The 18,158-nt window shown below is 68.7% G+C and carries 14 protein-coding genes and 5 pseudogenes; 9 read left to right on the top strand and 10 right to left on the bottom strand.

Features of this window, described 5'->3' with window-relative positions; all coding sequences use genetic code 11:
* Positions 1–101 precede the first annotated feature (101 nt).
* The 5 genes and pseudogenes from OHB41_RS05580 to OHB41_RS52265 all read right to left on the bottom strand — a co-directional run.
* A complete protein-coding gene (locus OHB41_RS05580) occupies positions 102–1,256 on the bottom strand; it encodes an FUSC family protein (RefSeq protein WP_266696825.1) in 1,155 nt (384 codons plus the stop codon).
* Positions 1,257–1,655: 399 nt separating this feature from the next.
* Positions 1,656–1,787: pseudogene (locus tag OHB41_RS05575) on the bottom strand (hypothetical protein); the annotation flags it as partial.
* Between the two features lie 17 nt (positions 1,788–1,804).
* Positions 1,805–1,972, bottom strand: a pseudogene (locus tag OHB41_RS52270) (AMP-binding protein); the annotation flags it as partial.
* Positions 1,973–2,001: 29 nt separating this feature from the next.
* Positions 2,002–2,556, bottom strand: a complete 555-nt coding sequence (locus tag OHB41_RS05570; RefSeq protein ID WP_266696824.1) for a DUF5915 domain-containing protein — start codon at positions 2,554–2,556, stop codon at positions 2,002–2,004.
* Between the two features lie 94 nt (positions 2,557–2,650).
* A pseudogene (locus OHB41_RS52265) lies at positions 2,651–2,839 on the bottom strand (class I tRNA ligase family protein); the annotation flags it as partial.
* 44 nt (positions 2,840–2,883) lie between these two features.
* Here OHB41_RS52265 and OHB41_RS05560 point away from each other — a divergent pair.
* Entirely contained in the window at positions 2,884–3,219 is a 336-nt protein-coding gene (locus tag OHB41_RS05560; protein ID WP_266696823.1) for a hypothetical protein, read from the top strand.
* A 368-nt stretch (positions 3,220–3,587) separates the two neighbouring features.
* On the opposite strand, the gene OHB41_RS05555 is transcribed toward OHB41_RS05560, so the two are convergent.
* A complete protein-coding gene (locus OHB41_RS05555; protein WP_266696822.1) occupies positions 3,588–4,532 on the bottom strand; it encodes an aldo/keto reductase in 945 nt (314 codons plus the stop codon).
* Positions 4,533–4,615: 83 nt separating this feature from the next.
* On the opposite strand from OHB41_RS05555, the gene OHB41_RS05550 reads away from it, so the two are divergent.
* The 6 genes and pseudogenes from OHB41_RS05550 to OHB41_RS05525 all read left to right on the top strand — a co-directional run.
* The gene (locus OHB41_RS05550; protein ID WP_266696821.1) at positions 4,616–5,236 is read left to right on the top strand and encodes a TetR/AcrR family transcriptional regulator; all 621 of its coding nucleotides are present in this window, start codon (positions 4,616–4,618) and stop codon (positions 5,234–5,236) included.
* 245 nt (positions 5,237–5,481) lie between these two features.
* Complete coding sequence (locus tag OHB41_RS05545) at positions 5,482–6,312, top strand: maleylpyruvate isomerase family mycothiol-dependent enzyme (RefSeq protein ID WP_266696820.1); 831 nt, start codon at positions 5,482–5,484, stop codon at positions 6,310–6,312.
* A gap of 177 nt (positions 6,313–6,489) precedes the next feature.
* Positions 6,490–7,143 carry a class I SAM-dependent methyltransferase gene (locus OHB41_RS05540; RefSeq protein WP_266696819.1) on the top strand — a complete coding sequence of 218 codons (654 nt, stop codon included), beginning with the start codon at positions 6,490–6,492 and terminating at the stop codon, positions 7,141–7,143.
* A gap of 237 nt (positions 7,144–7,380) precedes the next feature.
* The gene (locus tag OHB41_RS05535) at positions 7,381–8,148 is read left to right on the top strand and encodes an alpha/beta hydrolase family protein (protein ID WP_266696818.1); all 768 of its coding nucleotides are present in this window, start codon (positions 7,381–7,383) and stop codon (positions 8,146–8,148) included.
* Positions 8,149–8,221: 73 nt separating this feature from the next.
* A pseudogene (locus tag OHB41_RS05530) lies at positions 8,222–8,347 on the top strand (IS5/IS1182 family transposase); the annotation flags it as partial.
* A gap of 116 nt (positions 8,348–8,463) precedes the next feature.
* Positions 8,464–9,304: pseudogene (locus tag OHB41_RS05525) on the top strand (IS256 family transposase); the annotation flags it as partial.
* 72 nt (positions 9,305–9,376) lie between these two features.
* On the opposite strand, the gene OHB41_RS05520 reads toward OHB41_RS05525, so the two are convergent.
* Positions 9,377–9,718, bottom strand: a complete 342-nt coding sequence (locus OHB41_RS05520) for a DUF5713 family protein (protein ID WP_266696817.1) — start codon at positions 9,716–9,718, stop codon at positions 9,377–9,379.
* Positions 9,719–10,709: 991 nt separating this feature from the next.
* Entirely contained in the window at positions 10,710–11,492 is a 783-nt protein-coding gene (locus tag OHB41_RS05515) for a PIG-L deacetylase family protein (RefSeq protein WP_266696816.1), read from the bottom strand.
* A gap of 1,035 nt (positions 11,493–12,527) precedes the next feature.
* Between OHB41_RS05515 and OHB41_RS05510 the strand changes: the two genes are divergently transcribed.
* The gene (locus OHB41_RS05510) at positions 12,528–15,185 is read left to right on the top strand and encodes an alpha-L-rhamnosidase-related protein (protein ID WP_266696815.1); all 2,658 of its coding nucleotides are present in this window, start codon (positions 12,528–12,530) and stop codon (positions 15,183–15,185) included.
* Between the two features lie 299 nt (positions 15,186–15,484).
* Here OHB41_RS05510 and OHB41_RS05505 read toward each other — a convergent pair whose 3' ends face one another.
* Complete coding sequence (locus OHB41_RS05505; RefSeq protein WP_266696814.1) at positions 15,485–16,498, bottom strand: helix-turn-helix domain-containing protein; 1,014 nt, start codon at positions 16,496–16,498, stop codon at positions 15,485–15,487.
* 128 nt (positions 16,499–16,626) lie between these two features.
* On the opposite strand from OHB41_RS05505, the gene OHB41_RS05500 reads away from it, so the two are divergent.
* Positions 16,627–17,145, top strand: coding sequence for a peptidoglycan-binding domain-containing protein (locus OHB41_RS05500; protein WP_266696813.1), 519 nt, complete (start codon positions 16,627–16,629; stop codon positions 17,143–17,145).
* On the opposite strand, the gene OHB41_RS05495 is transcribed toward OHB41_RS05500, so the two are convergent.
* The gene (locus OHB41_RS05495; RefSeq protein WP_266696812.1) at positions 17,120–18,118 is read right to left on the bottom strand and encodes a helix-turn-helix domain-containing protein; all 999 of its coding nucleotides are present in this window, start codon (positions 18,116–18,118) and stop codon (positions 17,120–17,122) included. The two genes, OHB41_RS05500 and OHB41_RS05495, sit on opposite strands and share 26 nt — an antisense overlap.
* Positions 18,119–18,158: the final 40 nt, after the last annotated feature.

The raw sequence follows: 18,158 nt of genomic DNA, 5'->3' as shown, positions 1-18,158 counted from the left end.
ACGACTACGGTCTGCGGTCTCCGGCATGGCTCACCGCGTTCGACGCCCTCGTCGATGTCGGGCGCCGCTCCACGGGGAGCCCTCGCGCGGGAGTCCGGGGTTCAGTGCGCGCCGACGTGGTCCAGGTCGGCGAGCAGCCGTTCCACGTCGGTCATGAGCGAGCCGTAGACATACCACGCGCCCGGCTTGACGAGGGTGCCCCCGCCGATCAGGTCGGTCATGGCGTCGTGCCAGGCCTGGGCCTCGTCGATCGCTTCGCGAAGCTGCCCGCGGGGAGCCGGGCCCGACGGGCCGGCGGCCGCACGTGGTCCGGCGAATCCCTGGACGGCGTCTCCGGCCAGCCGCAGGGTCTCGGCGTACCGGTCGAGGAACTGCTGCCCCAGGTGGTGGTCGGCGTGATCGTTGTGGGCGTTGTCCGACAGGGTCCGCGCGATCCCCCGGACCTGGAGCGACACTCCGCGCAGGGCGCCGAACGCCTCGGCGTACGTCAGGTCCTCGCAGCGGGGATGCGCGGCGCATCGAGTGTTCCAGCGCAGACTCTCGTCGGCCCGTTGCACGTCCTCCTGCGCGCTGGTGAAGCGTTCTTCCAGGTGGCGCGCCTGGTGCAGCCAGGTATGGGCCTTGACGGTGAGGTGTCGCTGGGCCAGACCGGCGCCCATGTCACGCAGCAGGGTTCCCATGTCATGGGCCAAGCCGCGCACGGCGGCGTCGGATTCGTCCAGGTAGAGCGGAGGCAGGACGAGGGCGTTCACGGCGACGCCCACAGCCGCGCCGACAAGGGTTTGGAGTACAGGGGACACCAGGCTGCCCACGGGGTCGGCGGCACTGGCGGCCAGTGCGATGAGCGCGGTGGAGGCGATCTGCACGCGGTCGTCCGTGGAGCGGCGAGGGCCCGCCAGGACCGCGACCACCACGATGGCCACGACGCCGCCCGCGGTCGGTCCCAGCAGCCGGGCGGTCACCAGGGCGAGGACGAGTCCGGCCACCCTCGCGACCATGTTCTGCGCCGCCTGCGTCACGGATCGGTACACCGTGGAGGCGTTCACCGCGAGCAGGGCGGTCGTGACGGCCAGGTAGGGGTGCCCCCCGGGGGACCACGGGGCTACCGCACCCCAGGTGAGCATGGTCGCCGCCAGGGTCTTGACGCCGTACACCGCCTGGCTGCTCCGCTTGCCGCGCAACCGGTCGGTGAGGTGACGTGCCGACCTCGCTTCCTTGGCCAGGGAGTACCCCGGCAAGACAATGGAATCCTGCATGGCCTCGAGAGTGACAGCTTTTGTCGTTGTTTACAGCATGATGTCCGACACGGTGGATGGGGCCGACCCCGCGTGGAGGAAGCGGCGAGGGCCGATGGAGGTGCTCTCCGGGGGAGCGTGGAGGCGTGCCAGGATCCGACGCTTCGAGGGCTGTCGGTCAGCGGGCGTGGCGGCGCACCGCCGGGCTTGGTGTCGGTGCCCGCATGCGGGCAGTGCATTTTCGGACAGTGACCAGCCCTGCGCCGCGCCAGGCGCCGGAAACGATGACCCGGCGCGGCTCCATCCAGGGGCCGTGTTGAAGCTGTCCGGCCTACGAGAACGCGGAACCGAGCTTCACCTTCGGCAGTCGCCGGACTGAAGAGGAACTGCCGGTGGGGGACCCCCTCGGGCTCAGGCCCCCTACGACCCCGTGAGCGCGTCCAACTGCGCGGTGAGGCGGGCGACATCCGCCTCGGCCTTGGCCAGCCGCCCACGGATCTTGTCGACCACGTGGTCCGGCGCCTTCGCCAGGAAGGCCTCGTTGCCGAGCTGATGCCGGCGATGGCCATGGCCGATTTCGGAACCAGCGGGCAGACCCGGTCACCCGGCCGCAGACCGCCGGCGATGAGGGCGTTGGTCACACGATTGCTGCGGTGCTCGAGATCGCTGAAGCTCAGTCGCTCGGCATCGTCCACCACCGCGCAGTCCCCGGGGCGGTGTTCGGCCCGGGCGGACACCAGTCGTTCGAGGCGCTGCCCGACCTCTGTCACGGGGTGCTCCTTCCGGAGAGTACGGTGCTCACCGATGCCCTGGCCTGCGCGCCGTCTCCGAGGGATCCCGTGAAGACCTCTCGGCCCGCGGGACCGTAGTGAACGGTGTCAGCCACCGTCTCCCGTGCGATGAACGCCTGATAGGGCCTGACGGCGGTGGCCACGTCGTCCGGCACCTCGAACGTCAGCTTGATCCGGTCGAGCAGTTGGAGTCCCGCCGCCCCGCGGGCCTGTCGCGCGACCCTCACCAGATCGCGGGCCATCCCCTCGGCGGCCAGTTCCTCGGTGACCCGGGTGTCGAGCACGACGAGGCCGGCGTCGCCGGGCAGGACCGCGGCCCCCGGAGCGTCGGCGACCAGGTGCTGCTCGGTCTCTTCGGGCCGCATGGGGATCCCGGCGATGGTGATGCCGCCATCCTGTTCCCTGGTCCAGGCGCCGGCCGCGACGGCGTCGATGACCTCCTGGGTCCGGCTGCCGAGACGGCGGCCGCACGCCCGTGGGTTCACCGAGAGCTGGAACTTTCCGTAGGGGGTGATGTCGGTGGCGAACACGACCTTGGTCGGTCAGGTGCACACCGAAGTCCCGCCGGAGGTCGTCCAGCGAACCGTAGACATCGGTCCTCGGATACGCGGGGTCGTCCGAGACCCAGATCGGTATGGGGGCGCCCCAGTACCGGTTCCGGGAGATGTTCCGGTCGTGGACGTTCTCCAGCCACTTGCCGAACTGCCCGTCGCGGACGCGCTCCGGCGCCCAGGTGATCTGCTGGTTGAGCTCGAGCATCCTGCTGCGTATACCGCCGAGGGCCAGGAACCAGGACGGAACGGCCCGCTCCACGCTCGCTGCGCGTCAGTCAGCGACGCACATCGACCAACGATCAGATGACCCTGGTGCCGCCCCTGCGCCGCAGCATGTCAGGCCCGCTCGAAGCCGCTCCGGAAGACGCCGCCGTACTCCCCGGGCCTCTCCCAACACGTGTAATGACTGCCAGGAAGATCGGCCAGGTCAATCCCCAATTGCCCCGCCAGATCGGCGGCACCGGTCCTGCGGGTCCGAGAGGGGTCATCGACGGCTTGACAGAGGGCAAGGGCGCCGCGCAGTCCGATCACCACGTACTCGACACGCCTCCCCGCGCCGACCACCGATTCTTCGTGGTGCTGCTCGTGCCGGGCATCCATGACCTGCCCACAGAGCCCGCATCGCAAGTCGTCCCGTGAGGTGTCCACGGCAGGCATCGTACGGTTCCCTCGAACATGTGGGGCCACCAGCCATGCTCACTCCAGAACACCCGGGCGTCGGCTCGCCACGCGGCCCCACTCTCATCACCGATCCGAAAGAAACGCCCCCCGACCGCGTACGCGGAGCGGGCCGGGAGCGCGGTGTGCTGGGTGCCTTCGGGAGAGTGCGGCCGCGGCGCGTACCGGTGTGGTCGGCGTAGCGGACGGTGCGGGTCAGGCCTGTGGCGAGGAGTAGCCGGTGCCGCGGAAGACGGCCTCCAGTGCGACGCGGGCGTACTCCGCGCAACTCGTCCGGCGCATGCAGACCGACGACCCGACCGGCGGGAGCCTCGATCCGGAACGGTCGGTCACTGGTTCAGCGCGATGTCTCCGGATCGGCCCCGGACCGCGTCCAGGGCGGAGAGCGTCGCCTCGTCGAGCGTGACCGCGCCGGCCCTCACGTTCGCCTCCAGGTGTTCGGGGTCGGCCGTGCCGGGGATCAGCAACACGTTCGGGGCGTGGTGCAGCAGCCAGGCCAGTCCGATCTGCGCGGGCGTGACGTCCAACTCACGCGCGGCGGCGATGACGGCCGGCTCGTCGGTCACCTTCGGCATCCCGTCGAAGGCGCTGCCGAGGGGGAAGTAGGGAACCCAGGCGATGCCCTCGTCCAGGCACAGTCGGAGCATGTCCTCGTCGTCGCGGGCCAGGAGGTTGTACGCGTTCTGCACACACGCGATGCCCGCGGGCAGGGCGCTGCGCAGAACGTCGAGGGAGACACTGCTGAGGCCGATCGCACCGATCTTGCCCTCGTCTCGCAGGGCGGTCATCACGGCGAGCTGGTCGTCGAGGGCGACCAGCTGATCCCCTGTGGCGCGCAGGCCGGGGCCGGTGTCCGTACGGCGGAGGTTGACCAGGGGAATCCGGTCCAGGCCAAGGGTCGTCAGGTTGTCCTCGACGCTGGCGCGCAACTGTTCGGGGCGCTGTGCGAGGCGGAGCGGGAGCGGACCCTCGGAGTCGGGCTCGGCGCCCACTTTGCTGACCACCATGACGTCGTCCTCGGGGCGTACGGCTTCGCGGATCGCTTCGTTGGCGAAGCCGTGGCCGTAGAACTGGGCGGTGTCGATGTGGTCCACTCCCAGCTCGACGCAACGGCGCAGCATCGCGATCGCCGCTCCGCGGTCGGTCCGCAGGCGCTCCAACTGCATCGCACCGAAGCCGATCCGCGACACGGTACGGCCCGCGAACCGTGCGGTGCCACCAGCGCGCGGCGCGCCGGACGCGGTGACCTGAGGAAATCGGGCGGGGACGGCCATGTGCGCTCTCCTTCGGTGGGACCATGGACGAAGCGGAGTAACTCCGTTTCGTTCACCGTAGCACTAACCGGAGGTCCTCCGTTTTGTCTGAGAGTGAGACCACGCCCACAGACCGCAGTGCGGCTGCCCCGGACCGGCCGGCACGCGCCGACGCACGGCGGAACCGCGACAGACTCCTCGCCGCCGCCCGGGACGCCTTCGCGGCGACATCGGAGGCCGTGCCGCTGGACGCGATCGCCCGTGCGGCCGGCGTCGGGATCGGCACGCTGTACCGGCACTTCCCCACTCGTGAGGCACTCGTGGAAGCCGTGTACGCCGCGGAGCTCGACGAGGTGGTGTCCAGTGCGACGGTGCTCCTCGGCGAGTTTGAGCCCGCGGTCGCACTGCGTGCCTGGATGACTCGGTACGCGGCGTTCTTCAAGATCAAGCGCGGCATGTCCGATACGCTGCGCGCAGGCTGGGCGTCGGGCAGCATCGCCACGCCCGCGACGCGGGAACGCGTCACGGCCGTCATCGCCATGATGCTGCGCAGCGGGGCGGAGGCAGGTTCGCTGCGCTCGGACGTCGATCCCGAGGACGTCACGATGATGCTCCTCGGCGTGTTCCTCTCGACCGCGGCGATCGACGCGCAGGACAGGGCCGAACAGCTCCTCGACCTGATCGTCGACGCGCTGCGCCCCGCCCTCGAGCCGAAGCGCCGGTAACGTCCGTCGACGGCACGTGAAGTGAAGCACGGAGCTCACCCGGGTGACGTTGCCTGCTCGATCCGAAGCCTCCGCTGCGACGTCGTCCGCGGACGTCGCAGGAGTGGGATGCTCTCCGCGCGCCGCCTCAGCGGAAGATGAGCTCGACGTCCTTCTCGTCTGGCGCCTCGTGAGGTGAGGGGTGTTCGATGGAGAACCGAGCCTCTCGCCTGACAGGCTTTGACCAGAGTCTCCAGCCCGACGACATGCCCAACCCCTCCTGGCTGGGCAAGCCGATCGACGCTCGCCCGCTGTTCGGGCCGGAGCCGGCGTCGCTCCTCGACCTGTTACGCGGTCTGCGGCGCAATGAGTGGAGCCGGGCCGCGGTGCCGGGCTGGACCGTGCGCGATCTCGCCGCCCACATTCTCGGCGACTACCACGGCCGCCTCGGCTGGAGCACAGAGAGTCATCAGCGCGCCAAGGCGGTCGGAGAGACGATGGAGGCGTTCATCCGCCGGGTCAACCAGGAATGGGTCGATCTCCACGCCGATCACCGTCCCGCCGAGCTCATCGAGGCCCTGGAACTGGCCGGGACCGAGGTCGCCCGTCAATTCGAGGGCGACGACCTCGACGCCAGGGGCCTGGGAGTGTCCTGGGCCGGGGCTGATCCAGCGCCCAAGTGGCTGGACATCGCCCGGGAGTTCACCGAGTACTGGACCCACCGCCAGCAGATCCGCCACGCCACCGGCCGGGACACCGACCCGGAGACCGACGTTCTCTCCACGGTCCTGGACACCTTCATGAGGGCCTTGCCCCACACACTGCGTCACACGCCCGCACCCGCCGGGACACAACTCCAGATGGTCATCGTCGAGCCAGCCGTCGGCACCTGGACCGTGACCGCCACCGCGGACCGCCGGTCACTGGCCGAAGCACCCCGCGGCCGGCCGGCCGCGTCAGTACGGCTGGACGCGGAGACCGCCTGGCGGCTCTGCACCCGCGGCATCGATCCTGGTACGGCCCTCGCCCGGGCCCGCATCAGCGGAGAACGCCAGATCGCCGAAGCCGCCTGCCAGATCGTGTCCATCGTCCGCTGATGGACGCTGCGCCGTCCACACGTGCTCACTCCGCCTCGGCTGGTGCCGTCACCGCGAACGATCACCGGGGTGGTGTGACGACTGGGTGTCGGCAGCGGTGGACGTCGCGCAGGTCGGCTGAAAGTCGGCTGAAGGTCGCGCCATGGTCTGTCAGTTGCCTGGTCTAGGGTCGCCCGCATGGCTGAGCCTTCCTTTCTGACCGCCGTCCGTGAGTCGTACGACACGGTCGCCGCCGATTACGTCGAACGCGTCCCGCCTCCGGCCGAGATGGACCCGCTGTCACGCGCGATGCTGGCGGGTTTCGCCGAACTGGTGCGGACGGCCGCTCTGGGGCCGGTCGCGGACCTGGGGTGCGGCCCCGGACGTGTGACGGCGCACCTGGCCGGGCTGGGGGTGCCCGTCTTCGGCGTCGATCTGTCGCCGAAGATGGTCGGGCTGGCCCGGCACGCCTATCCGAACCTGCGGTTCACCGAGGGCTCGATGACCGCGCTGGAGATGAGGGACGACGAGCTCGGCGGCATCCTGGCCTGGTACTCCACCCATCACACACCCCCACAGTGGCTGCCGGATGTGTTCGCCGAATTCCACCGCACGCTCGCGCCCGGCGGCTACCTGCTCTGGGGAGACTACGTCGGCAATGAGCGGCTGCAGCCGACCCACGGCTATGGCCGTCCGGTCTCCTACGAGTCGTACCTCCTGCCCCTGGACCGCATGGTCGACCTGCTGGGCCAGGCCGGACTCGTCGTCACCGCGAGACTGGAACAGGAGCCCGGCGGACGCGTGAACAGACCCCACGCCTGCCTCCTGGCCCGCAAGCCCGAAACGCCCTGACGGGGCGCGTTCCCGGGGCAGCGCCTGTCTGGGGTCGTGATCACATGGCGGGGGAAAAGGGCTGGAGGGATGATGATCGTTCTGATAGCTTCCAGCCGACCGTGACACCGTTTGAGGAGGTGAGACCCATGAGAGCTGTATCCGTGTGGGTGCTCCCCCTTGCCGTCACGGCCGGTGACTGACGTAGGTGTCGCCGGGAGCGCCTCGACAACAAGGCCCCCCCGAAAGGCAACACCTGTGCACTCTCTGCAGTTCACCACCGAGTCGTCGTCGAACGGCATCCTCGAACGCGACTTCACCGTGCGCGACGTCCCCGGCGTCCTCTGGTCGCCGGCCTCCGACGTGGCCGATCGTGCGCCCCTGATCCTGATGGCCCACGGCGGCGGCAACCACAAGAAGCACCCGGCGATGTCCGGCCGCGCACAGCGCCTCGTGACCGGCTGCGGCTTCCACGTCGCCGTCATCGACGCGCCCGGTCACGGCGACCGGCCGCGCACGGCGCGCGACGAGGCGGAAATCACCGAGTTGTTCCGGGCGAGGGCGGCGGGTGAGCCGGAAGGCCCGATCGTCGTGCGCTACAACGACCACTTGGCGGAGCTCGCCGTGCCCGAGTACCAGGCGACCCTGGATGCCCTCCAGAAACTCCCGGAGGTCGGCACCGACGGGCCGGTCGGCTTCTGGGGCATCAACATGGGCACCGCCATCGGCGTACCGTTCGTGGCGATCGAACCCAGGGTCACCGCCGCGGTCTTCGGTCAGCATTGGCCCGATGTCCTGGCCGAGAAGGCGAAGCGGATCACCATCCCGATCGAGTACGACATGCAGTGGGACGACGAGCACATCTCGCGCGAGGAGGGTCTCGCGCTGTTCGACGCCTTCGCCTCGAAGGAGAAGTCGTTGCACGTGAACTCGGGCAAGCACAAGGAACTGCCTCGGTTCGAGGTCGACAGCGCGGTCCGGTTCTTCGCCCGGCACCTCGGCGGAGCGGTCACCGCGGCGGCCTGACCTGAGCGGTCGCGGCGTCCGGCTCGCCGGCCGGGCGCCGCGACCGCGGGCCCGGGTTGAGGCCCCGTATCCGCCCCACCGTCGGCGGCCGGGCGAGGAACTGCCCACCGGGAAGCAGGAGTACAACCGCGCACACAAGCAGGTCCGCGCCCGCGTCGAGCATGGCCCCACGCGAATGAAGACCTGGAAGCTCCTCCGGAGCAATGCTCAGAACCTGTGGATCGGCGGAGGACGCGGAAGGCCTACCTTCCCGAATGATCCTGTGATGGTCTCCGAGCAGGCCCGCGTTGGCGCGCGGCTCGGGAAGGCACGCCCGTGGTCAGCGTAGTCACCGACGACGGCTCGACCCAGTCCGGCTCCCTGATTGACGAGATCGTGCGGGAAGGCGCCCGTCGTATGCTCACTGCCGGGTTGGAGGCCGGAAGTCAACGATTACATAGCCGAGTTGGCTGCCGAAACCGACGAACACGGCCGGCACCTGGTGGTCCGCAACGGCCACCATCAGCCCCGGACCGTGGTCACCGCCGCCGGACCGGTCGAGGTCAGGGCACCACGGGTGAACGACTCCCGGACGGACGAGGCGACCGGCGAATGGAAGCGGTTCTCCTCGAAGATCCTCGCACCGTGGTGCCGCAAGTCGCCGAAGATCGCCGAGGTGCTGCCGCCGCTCTCCCTGCACGGCCTGTCCAGCGGCGACTTCGTGCCCGCGCTGGAGCAGTTCCTTGGCGGCGCGGCCGGCCTGTCGCCGGCCACCGTGACCCGGCTGACGAAACAGCGGCGGGACGACCACGCTGCCTTCCAGCAACGCGACCTCTCGGACCGCGACTTCGTGTACGTGTGGGCGGACGGAGTGCACCCGAAGGTCCGGCTCGGGCAGACCCACTCCTGTGTCCTGGTCCTGCTCGGTGTCCGTTCGGACGGCACCAAGGAGCTGATCGCCCTGGCCGAGGAGCTGCGAGAGTCCACCGAGTCATGGGCCGACCTGCTGCGCGACTGCCGCCGACGAGGCATGCGCGATCGGGAGCTGGTCGTTGGCGACGGAGCGATGGGTCTGTGGAAGGCGCTCGCCGAGGTGTTCCCGGCCGCACGGCATCAAAGGTGTTGGGTCCACAAAGCCCGGAATGTCGCGAACTGTCTGCCGAAGTCCGCGCAGCCACTACGAGGCAACCGTTCTGATCGCAGTCCTCACCGAATGGCTCTGACCGGCAGACGGCCTTCCGGTCGTCGCTCACCACTCCCGGGTGGCGATCAGCTCCTCTACATCCGCGTCCGTGAACCCGTATGCCGACGCGACAAACCAGAAGTCCTCAGCGATCACTTCGCGCGCAACCGTCTCGATCTCACTCCCGGCTGCGTCGAACTCCGCCTCCAGACGGTTGAATTCCTCCGTTGCGGCCTGGGCTAGCGCATACAGGGCCCCCAGATCCGACGGCTGCTCACCCTCAATCCGCTCGCACAGCCGCAACAGGATCGCCCTGCCCCGGTCGACGAGATGATCGGGGAAGTACGAGTCCGCATACATCTGCCGCAGAAACGTGTGCCCTGCTACCTGTTGGTTCGTGATCGGCATGGCGCTTGCCCATCACCTAGAAGTACTGACGCGCCGATCATGTACGACACCACTGACAACGACGCCGCCCACGTACGCCAGGCCGCTCGTGACCAGTACTTTCACAACACGCCGCTGTAGCAGGCCAGGGGGGCAGGCCGAGTAAGGCGAGGGAGTGCGGGCCCTTTCGTTCGTGTCGGACGGTGGGGCGGCGGTAGCCGAGGAGCCAAGGGATCGACCGTTCGATCTTCCAGCGGTGCCGCTCATCCGTTCACGGTTGCCGAGGCGGCAGCCCAGGTCCCGCCACCTCTCCAGGCGGGCGGCGCCGTGCTCGGACCGGATGCTCTCGGCGCCGTTGAGAGGATCCGCCAACTTCAAGGCCGGAGGCCCTCCATGCGCCGGACAGCGGCGAAACGACTTCGGCGGCTGGGGCTTCTCTTATGGACCACGTCGCGCGAATCAGGGACCCGTAAGATCGGGACGATTGCTGCGTGAGGGGGCGGGATGACGGGGACTTCTCCGGCTTCAGGCGACGTACTGGACCCGGTTCGGCAGCACTTCCGGGACCCTGCGAATGGAATCGACGTGGGACCTGGCTGGCGGCAGTTGGTGCTCGAGTGCCATGAGGCGGTGGTTGCGGAGTTCCCGGAGTACGAGCTCGGGGCCATAAAGCAGAAGCTGGGGTCTTTGGCCTTCCAGGCGTCTCCGCGGCCGTGGAAGCCTGGCGGCAACTGGACGCACCCCGAGTACGCACGCCTCCATGCTGTCACTGATGCCTTCGCTGACCGCAGTGAAGGCATCTGCGAGCGTTGTGGTGCGGATGGCTCACTGCGCGAGGGCCGACGGATCCTCCTAGTGCTGTGTGATCAGTGCGAGACCCTCGTTCCGGCGCACGGTCGTCTCTGACCGGTGGTCGCAGGTCATCGCGCGGATCGTAGGAAGGTGAGTTTCTCAGATCGAATCTGTGCGGCTACTGCCTGGCGGCCTTGCCAGTAATGAGTAATTCTGAATCTCAGGCCGTCAGCCGATGCGGATTTCCCGGGATAGGCAGGGGCGAGAGGCGCGTGAAGTGCTCGGTGGAGATGATCACGCGGCGGGTGTCCTCGGGTAGGCGGGTGAGGATTCCGGGCAGGGAGCGCTCGCGCGCGACTTCTCCGCGGTGTGAGGTGATTGCGCGCCACTTCTGGTCAACCCAGGGTGTCACGTCGACGGTTGTGGTCACGTACTCGTCCGGGACGGAGAGGACGGTCTTGCCCACGTCGGTCAGTAGCGGCCCCAGGGCGTCGACGCCCGAGTGCGGGTGGGTGGCTGCGTAGAGGGCGCGGATCTGCCAGGGTTCGCCGGCGTCCGGGTAGAGGTGGGCGAGCCCAGCCGCTTGGACGGCGAGCAGGGCCACCCGGTGGGTGTGGCGATGGTCTGGGTGGCCGGTCAGCTGACCGACGGCGTCATGGGTGACCACGATGTCCGGACGGAACTCCCGTAGCTGTGTGACCAGTTGGACGATGGCCTCGTCCAGGGGAGCGTCGCAGAATCGGGGTCTCTCAGGCGCCGACGCGTCGTTGTGGGCGTCGCGGTATCCGAGCAGGCGTGGTGGGCCGGCCCCGAGGACGGTCAGTGCCTCAGCCAGCTCGGCTGCCCTGTGGCTGCCGGGAGCCCAGGTAGCGGTGATGACCCTGGTGCGTGCACCTCTGGCGGCATGTTGGGCGAGGACGCCTCCAGCGAGGAGACTTTCGTCGTCGGGGTGTGCGAACACGCCGAGTAGTGAGGGCGAGGAGGGGGAAGCGTATACGGGCACGGGTCGTGCTCCTTCTCGCGGTGACTGTTGGGCAAGGGTGCCGAGGCCTCGCGGCAGCCGACGGCGGGGAACTACCCCCGCCGGCGTGGGGGCGACGCGTACTTCGTGTGAGGATCGGAGACCACGTCCGAGTATCCGCGCAAGCGGGCGGACCAGGTGGAGACCGCCAACGCCCCTGACACGGGGCGGAACCACGGATCCGCCATGAACTGTTCACGGCCGGGGTGGACTCGACCCACACCAGCAGGGACAGCTTCCTCGCATCTTGCAGACCGACGACCCGCACGGGTCACGCCTCCACGCGCGGGGGCACACGAACCGGTTTGGGGCGAGGAGTTGTAGGCCGCCCTCCCCCCCCGCACGCCGGGGGCCGTCTGGAGGGCGATGCCGACCAGTTCGGTCGCTTCACGTAGAGAGCTGGGGACCCGGTCCGAGCGGCCTGCCCGGCGACGCCGCCGACGCGATGATCAAGGCTCTCCCACGCGAAAGTGACACGAATGGCACCCTGCCCGCCTGGACAGCGATCACCACCGCGACGCCCGCACTCCGCTTGCTGAACACGGCCTCCGATAGTGCGCGACGGCCGGGGAAGTGCCAGCGCGCGATGGCCGATCCGGCACAAGCGGTGCCAGCGATCTGTTCCAGGGAGGCCCCGGTTCCGTGTGCGGCGACCTCGCTCCGGGGCCCGGGAGGATCCCATTCCCGCATGGTTCCCCGGCGTCCGCACGGCACGCTGGACGGTCATGACGTCATCTCCGGGCCTCATCGATCTGCCTCTGGATCCCCGGCCCGCCGCTGGGCCTGGTTGACGCGACGAGTCCTGCGCTATGGGTTGACGCGCTTACGGCTTCTGCATACGTTGCGTCTTGCAGAATCGAAATGAATCGTTTCAAAAACTTTCGGACCGTCACGAACCCACTCTGGCCTGCGCGTTCTTCGGTAAGCGCCGTCGCGTCCGGGCCATCAAGGCAGCATCGCAACCTCGGAGTCCGCGTGATCATTTCCGGTAGAAGGCGTCTGCCCCGCAGACGCGGTTTGGCTGGTGCGGCGTTCTCGCTGGGCCTTGCCCTCGTCGTCGCCCTGCTCGCCCAGCCGATGGCAATGTCCGCCGCAGCGGCGACGTCGGCTCCCGTCTCCGCGGAACACGCGGCCCGGTCCAAGTCGCCCCGGGCCACGAGTGACTGGCGGGAGTACGTCCGGACACCGAAGCGTGCCGACGTGTGCCCGGTGTCCGTGGTCAGCACAACAGGCGCCGTCGAAGGCGCCCGAAACCTTCTGTGCGGTGGTTCCGGCGGAGCGACGCTGACCTACGACGGCGGCGGAGAAGCACCTACCGTCCTTCTCGACTACGGCCAAGAGGTAGGCGGTCTGCCCTACTTCACCGTCTCCGCCAAGTCCGGGTCTCCGACCCTGAAAGCGGCGTACAGCGAGGGCCTGCAGTACATGAGTCCGTCCGGTGACGGGTCGCCGCCCTGGGCCGACGGCGACGGCTCCCGGTTCAACACCTACCAGGTGTCCGGGCCGGGCACGATCACCAACCGCTCCGCGCAGGGAGGCGAGCGGTACGAGCAGATCACGCTCTCCACGCCGGGTCGCCTCACGCTGAGCAAGGTCGGAATCAAGTACATCGCCGACCGCACCCAAGCCGACGGGTACGGGGGTCACTTCCTCTCGAGTTCGGACGAGTTGAACAAGATCTGGTATGCCGGTGCCTACACCTTGCAGACCAATCTCGTTCCGACCAACTCCCTTCCCGGGACCTGGTCCGTCCGGGACGGTGCCATGGATGCCGGCGGGTCGAAGATCAATGACGGTGCCGGGGTCCTGAACCGCGGGTCCGACTGGAGCGACTACACGACGACCTTCCAGACCAAGATCGTTCACAACCAGGCCGGATGGATGGTTCGCGCGCAGAACTCGCAGAACGGCTACCTGTTCATCCTTGACGACAGCACCGACACCGGCGGCGCTCCGAATACGCTGCAGAAGTTCAATGTCCATGACGGGGCCTACACGAGCCTCGGCTCTGTGACTCTGCCGTCGTCCGTGAACGAGGGCACCTGGCACACGGTGGCCACCACGGTGTCCGGAACCAGCATGACGATCTTGCTGGACGGCAGGCAGGTCGACCGCGCCGACATATCGGCTCTGCCCTCCGGCGCCGTTGCCTATCCGACCGGGACCATAGGGTTTCGTGAGTTCGGCGACGAGGAGGCGGCCTTCAAGGACCTCACTGTCGTCAGCGGTACAGGCAAGACGCTCTACAGCAGTCCTCTGTCCACGCCTGCCGCGCTCGCTGACTTCACTCCTCCGGGGTCCAACGCGCTCGCGTCGGTCCTCGACGGAGCCAGGCGTGACCGTGCAATCTGGAGCGGCGACATCCTGGTGGAGGGCCTCACCGACTACTACTCCGTGAACAATCCGGAGTACATCAAGCAGTCCCTGAACCTGCTGGGCAGCCGGCAGCTTTCCAGCGGATTCGTTCCCGGCGCCCTCCACCCGGCAAGCGTGCCGCACCTCGGACCGCTCACCCCGGGCGACACGACCACCTACTCGGCCACGTACTCCATGTACTTCGTTGCAGGCCTGGCAAGTTACTACCTCCACACCGGCGACAAGGATTTCGTCGCCAAGGAATGGCCCATCGTCAAGCGTGAACTCGCTTGGAACGCCACACGGTTGGACGGGAACGGCCTGTTCTCGACCAGAGCCGGAGTCGACGGCGCAGACTGGGACTTCTACGACAGCGACAAGGGTGGCGAGGTCTCCGCCTACAACATCCTCTACTACAAGACGCTGCTGGACGGTGCGGCACTGGCCACCGCGGCAGGAGACGCCTCACAAGCCGCTGCCTACAAGGCCGACGCCGAGGCGTTGCGGACGCGGATCAACGAACGCCTCTACGACCCGAAGAGTGGCCTCTACAAAATCAGCGACACTCAGTCCGGAGTCGCCCAGGACGCCAACGCCCTGGCAGTCCTGTACGGAGTCGCGCCGTCCTCGAAGCAGGCGGAGATCCTCGCCAGGCTCAAGTCCGCCCTGTGGACCACGCCTTACGGACCGCTTCCCTTCTCCTCCGACGCCGGCAACAGGGACTTGGTCAGCCCCTTCGTCAGCGGGTTCGAACTCCAGGCACGCCTGGCGGCGGGCGACACCGCGAACGCACAAGAGCTCCTGCACGATGTGTGGGGTCACATGATCGCTCCCGGACCGAACCAGACCGGGACCATGTGGGAGAACATCTCCGGCCGCGACGGCACACCCGGCCTCGGGTCGGGAGCGAGCCTGTCCCACGGATGGTCCACAGCCCCGACCTCCGCACTGTCCAGCTACGTCCTGGGCGTTCGTCCGGATACCGCGGGATACACCAGTTGGACGGTCCAACCCAGCCCCGGAGACCTCACCTGGGCGCGCGGAAGTGTTCCTACTCCGCACGGAGACATCGGCGTCCGCTGGGCCGCAAGGACTGGCGAAGGCCGGTTCACCCTGACCGTCGACGCCCCCAAGGGCACCAGCGGCACCATCGCCATCCCGGTCTCCGGGCGGGCCCAGACCGTCGCCGTCAACGGCAAGGTGGTGTGGCGCCACGGGGCCTTCACCTCGGCGCCGGGAGTCACCGCTGGGCACCTTGAATCCGGCTACGTCCACCTGAAGGTGAAGCAGTACAGAAGCTACGAGGTCACCTCGCGCTAGTTGACGCCTCGGGCGACGCTCGCCCGGTGACATCACGGCAAGGCTGCCGGCGGTGTTCACGTCCAGAACATGGTGGTGCCTGCCGCAGCGAACTGCGGCAGGCACCACGGCAGTCAGGACGCTGTTCCTTTGGAGTGGACACTCTGACCATAGATCTTGATGGTCCGGGGGAGATGTCCAGGTGGGACGCAGTCGAAAGATGCCTTGAGGTGATCAACGGGATGCTTCACAAGGTCCGGACCGGGAGTTCCTGACGTGACCTGACGGGCCCGCGACGCCTGTTCGAGCGAGATGGGTCCTCAATGGCGCGTTGCGGAGGGCGAGTTGGGCGGCGGCGGATCGGGAGGTGGGGTGAGCCGTACCGTGCCGCCTGGCTCGGTGCAGCCGTGCGCACCGGAGGTGAGGATGGTGCAGGCCCTGGCGTCGGACGGCGTGTCGGCCGCGACCATCGGACTGTAGACGTCGGTGTCGTAGTGCACCCGCCTCTGGCGGATCGTGCCTTTCGCGGACACGACACGCGCGATGTCGCCGACGTCTCCCCAACTGATGCGTGTCCAGGCGGCCTTGCAGGAGTCGCTGTAGCGCAACTCGACGTAGACGCCTTGGACCTTGGTGAGGGCGGAGGTCCAGGGGTCGCCGCATCCCTCCGTTTTCGGGTCCTTGCCCGTACAGCTCTGCTCGAAGCAAGTGATGTCGAGCTCGTTCGTTCCGGAGCCACCCGTGGCGGAAGACCGATGGGTTTCGGTCGGATCCCCGGCAGGGTGCGTCACCCGCAGCGCGACGGTGACTCCGCCGATGATGAGAACCATGGCGGCGGCCGGCACGATCCAGCGGCGGGTGCGGCTGGTCCACGGCTTCCGTGGGAGTACACGAGACGTTGGTCCCGCGGCCGCGTCGGCCGAGAACCGGGCAGCATCGGTCTCCGGCGGGATGTCAGAGGACGTACCCGGCTCAACGGGCTCAGGGGATTCGACGTGCTCGGGGGCCTTCGCGGACTTGGGAGATGTGGCGGGCCCCGAGTGTTCCCGCCGCTCGGGCGAGCGCTGTCGGCTCCAGGCCCGTGCCGCCAGCTCCCACAGCGCGGCAAGCCGCGCCGGGTCCGCGCCGACCATCCGCGCCAACGCTTCCGCGGCCTGCGGGGGAGGCAGTGACCTGCCGTTGAGATACCGCTCCCATGACGACTTGCTGTGCAGTGTGCGCTCTGCCAGTGCGGCCAGGCTCAGACCGCTGCGGTCCTTGAGCCGGCGCAACTGCTCGACGAGGGCCCGCACGTCGGGTTCGAGTGTGTCGGGAAGCGGTTTCCAGTCGGCCATGTTCCCCCTCGGTCGTTCTCACCCCTTATGGCTCCCACCCTGCTGGAAGCGCGGTCCCGAGCAAACCCCTGGGGATGGATCGCGCCAAGGTGATGACGGAGCGTCAGCGAGCGCGGTATGACAGGTGGATGAACCTGTCCGGCGGTGTCGGCCGACGGGCGGCGGTGTCGGCCGCCGTCTGCTCGGTCGTCTTCGCTGCGACGTGTGCCGCGAGCGCGCCACCCACCGATCACGCGACGTATGTGATCGGGTCCGGCGCCTTTTCCGACGACTGGAGCGAGGAACCGCTCTTGGAGGTGGGCCGGGTGCCGCGCAGCGATCTGGTCGGGCTGTGGCAGGCAATCCTGTGGGCGGACGGCTACCTGCCCGGCTCCGGCATCACCTGCTCGTTCGACGCCGCCACGAGCAGGGCGACCCAGACGTGGCAGACGAACCACGGCCTCGGCGTCGACGGAATCGTCGGCGCGGTAACGTTCGGCTTCGCGGCCCGAAGGCTTGTCTCGGTGCCGCCGTGGACGGCGTACCGCGGTGAGAGGTACACCCTGCCGTTGCTCCGTGGTCGCGGTGGGGTGTACGAGGTGTACGACGCGGGCCGTTTCCACGGGCTGCGGACGAACGAGGTCACCCTGGCGAGCTGTCGCCGCTGACCGGGTCCGCCCAGCTGTCGTGCTCCGTCACACAGAGCTGGTGGTCGACCGCCTGATCCGCCCCGCCGTCCGCGCTGTCCGAGCCGTCCGGGTGATCTCCTCGAGTCGAGATGACGAGACAGGCCAGCGCTCCGCGCGGAGTCGCGACCGTCATGGCGGTGCGCGAGGCGCCGGGGAGCGCATGCTGGGTGGCGGAGCCCTGGGCGGCGACGAGCAGTCGCTCCGTTCCCCGAGCCGGTCCCGCCTCGGCCCACACCGTATGGCAGGCCGGGCTGTACCGGAGGGTGAGGACGGTCCCGTAGGTGCGCAGCGCGTGCACGACCGTGCTGAAGCGGTCACACCTCTCCCGGTAGGGGTCCTGTCCCTGGCAGGCGTGACCGCGGCACCCTACTCCCGCAGCCCCCGCGTCCGACGACCGCAGCGGCCACGGCCACGTCGGTGCGCCCGGCGGTGCCCCACGCGGCGCGGGCGGTCTGCCGGGGCCGCCGGTCCAGGGGTGAAGGAGAGCCAGAACGGTGAACAGGGCGCCGGCTCCGATGACGGCACCGGCGGCCATGACCCTTCGGCCCACGACAGCGGCGACCGTTGTCCCAGGACTCCCGGGGGCAGGGGTGGATCCAGGCGGGTCAGGCGGTGCCTGCTCGCTCTTCGACGCCCCGGGAGGAGCCGCGTCCCCGTCGGTGGTGCCGCCGAGTTCGGTGGTCTTGTCCTGCCAGGCCACCGCAGCCGACTCCCAGAGGACACGTAATCGCCCCTGGTCCGCGTCGGCCAGCCGGCCGAGAAGCTTGACCGCCCGCCACGGGGGCAGCTTGTGTCCGTTGAGGTAGCGGTGCCAAGAGGTGGTGCTGTACGCGGTCTTGGCGGCGAGCGAGGCCAGGCTCAGCCCCGCACGGTCCTTGTACAGCCGCAGCTCTTCGATCAACCGGGAAGCCTGGGGAGGGAGTTCATCCGGCAGCGGCTGCCATCGGCTCATCAGCATCCCTCGCCCGGGCCTAGTCTCGCGTACCCCACCA

The sequence above is a fragment of the Streptomyces sp. NBC_01571 genome, assembly GCF_026339875.1.
In the GTDB taxonomy this organism is placed as follows: Bacteria; Actinomycetota; Actinomycetes; order Streptomycetales; family Streptomycetaceae; genus Streptomyces.
Note: the sequence above shows the minus strand (reverse complement) of the source record. Positions and strands in the feature narration are given on the sequence as shown.

Coding starts and splice junctions, on each gene's coding strand:
- OHB41_RS05560 (WP_266696823.1), top strand. CDS start 2,884: ATGACCCTGGTGCCGCCCCTGCGCCGCAGCATGTCAGGCCCGCTCGAA.
- OHB41_RS05495 (WP_266696812.1), bottom strand. CDS start 18,118: ATGAGCCGATGGCAGCCGCTGCCGGATGAACTCCCTCCCCAGGCTTCC.
- OHB41_RS05580 (WP_266696825.1), bottom strand. CDS start 1,256: ATGCAGGATTCCATTGTCTTGCCGGGGTACTCCCTGGCCAAGGAAGCG.
- OHB41_RS05540 (WP_266696819.1), top strand. CDS start 6,490: ATGGCTGAGCCTTCCTTTCTGACCGCCGTCCGTGAGTCGTACGACACG.
- OHB41_RS05555 (WP_266696822.1), bottom strand. CDS start 4,532: ATGGCCGTCCCCGCCCGATTTCCTCAGGTCACCGCGTCCGGCGCGCCG.
- OHB41_RS05545 (WP_266696820.1), top strand. CDS start 5,482: ATGCCCAACCCCTCCTGGCTGGGCAAGCCGATCGACGCTCGCCCGCTG.
- OHB41_RS05520 (WP_266696817.1), bottom strand. CDS start 9,718: ATGCCGATCACGAACCAACAGGTAGCAGGGCACACGTTTCTGCGGCAG.
- OHB41_RS05500 (WP_266696813.1), top strand. CDS start 16,627: ATGAACCTGTCCGGCGGTGTCGGCCGACGGGCGGCGGTGTCGGCCGCC.
- OHB41_RS05505 (WP_266696814.1), bottom strand. CDS start 16,498: ATGGCCGACTGGAAACCGCTTCCCGACACACTCGAACCCGACGTGCGG.